Source organism: Streptomyces sp. NPDC045701, assembly GCF_056432045.1.
Window position 1 is genome coordinate 1 of sequence record NZ_JBWKJV010000194.1, and the last position, 1,694, is coordinate 1,694.

Genomic DNA, 1,694 nt, shown 5'->3' on the forward strand with positions numbered 1-1,694 from the left:
ACCTCTCGGCCCAGGCCGCTGCCATGCACTGCCCCGTCTCCAAGGCGTTCTACCGCCGCAAGCGCGACGAGGGGAAGTCTCATAAGCAGGCGATCGCCGACGGAGACGAGGCCATCGCGTGAAGCCCACGATCTTGGGCGGACGCGTACTCAGGGCCCGCACCCCCGACGGAATCGAGCAGGAGGTCTGGGCCCTGCTGACGCCTACCAGGCCTTACGCACTGCGATGACCGACCCACCGACAGCATCCCGGGCACCGGCCCGGACCGGGCCGACTTCACCACTGCCCTCGAGCAGCATGTACCACTGCTGGCGCCTGCCGTCCCGACTGCCTGTCCACCTGAGGCGATTGGCGTCGTCTGAACGATGGAGACGGACCCTACGATCAGTGCCCGCCAATCCGGAGTGGTACCAGCCGACCGGAGGGATGTCCTCCGAGTAGCACGGCCGGAGAACGTGTGATCGGCTCAGAAAGTCAGGGCTTCGTGGGGGGTGGGGTGGCATTGGATGATGTCGTGGACGCCGACGAGTTGCAGGAGCCGCAGGACGGAGTCGGTGGGTGCGGCCAGGCGGAGCCAGCCGCCGACTTCGGTCACGGCCCGGTAGGCGGTGATGAGGATGTTGATGCCGCTGGAGTCCATGAAGGTGACCTGGCACATGTCGATCACGATGCGGGGCCGGACGGCGCCGGTGACGTCCAGGGCACGGCGCAGCTGGTCGCCGGTGTGGTGGTCGATCTCCCCGGCCAGCGTCACCACGCGGATGCCCTCCATGGCGGTGGCCACCACCGACAGCCCGCCGACCTGCTCGCCTTGCCCGGTGTTCGTCATGTCTCCCTCGGCCATTCGGTAATATTTGCACACCAGGACCTTCGGCCCGAAGTGCTGCCCTGCACGTCCGGGTGATGCTGCTGCGCCGGTGGGGAGCCGGCGCGGGAGAGTGGAGCGTGTACCGCGCGGACGCGGGTACGCGCGGGGGTGTGAACGGGGTAGCGAAATCGGGCCGTGATGGAACCGGTCCCGGTGAGTGAGGACGGCACCGCACCAGGCGAGCAGACCACCATGCAGACCACGGTGGCCCTGGAAGGTGACGGCACGGTCATCGCCCAGGCCCGCCACCTGGCAACACGGTTCCTCACCCGGGTACAGGCCGAACAGGGTCTGCCCGTCTCGCAGCGTGCCGTGGACCTGACCCAGCTGGTGGTCAGCGAGCTGGTGACCAACGCCCGCAAGTACGCGCCCGGCCCGCTGCTGATGGACCTGCGCAAATCCGGTGCCATGGTCGAGGTGGTGGTGTGGGACTCCGAGCCGGTGCTGCCGGTGGCCCGGGCCTCGGATGCCGGACGGGTGGGGCAGCACGGGCTGGAAATTGTGATGGCCGTCGCTCAGGGCTTCGAGGTTCAGCGGGAGCCGGTCGGCAAACGCATCACCGTTCGCATCGCCTTGCTCGACGACCTTGGCGGCATCGCAGGACGCAGCCCCCTGTAGTGTCATCCGGGCATCCGGCGGCGGTCGGCCGCGAAGCGCGGGGCCGCAAGGGCATAGTCCAAGATGTCGAGGGCCGTGTCCGGCCAGCACCCTTGAGGCTGCTATCCCATGGTGCTGGGTCGCGTCCTCGGAGCGGTGTAAAAGCTCGACGAGGGGTTCCGTTGTGGTTGATGTTATGCGGCCTTGGTGAGGGACACATGGGCTGTGG

Annotated in this window: 2 protein-coding genes; one reads left to right on the top strand and one right to left on the bottom strand. The window is 67.9% G+C overall.

The features are described from left to right. Positions 1-466 precede the first annotated feature (466 nt). Positions 467-829 carry an STAS domain-containing protein gene (locus tag AC07DW_RS34385; RefSeq protein WP_478861516.1) on the bottom strand — a complete coding sequence of 121 codons (363 nt, stop codon included), beginning with the start codon at positions 827-829 and terminating at the stop codon, positions 467-469. Positions 830-1,006: 177 nt separating this feature from the next. On the opposite strand from AC07DW_RS34385, the gene AC07DW_RS34390 reads away from it, so the two are divergent. Continuing rightward, on the top strand, positions 1,007-1,486 hold the full coding sequence (locus AC07DW_RS34390) for an ATP-binding protein (protein WP_478861517.1): 480 nt from the start codon (positions 1,007-1,009) through the stop codon (positions 1,484-1,486). Positions 1,487-1,694: the final 208 nt, after the last annotated feature.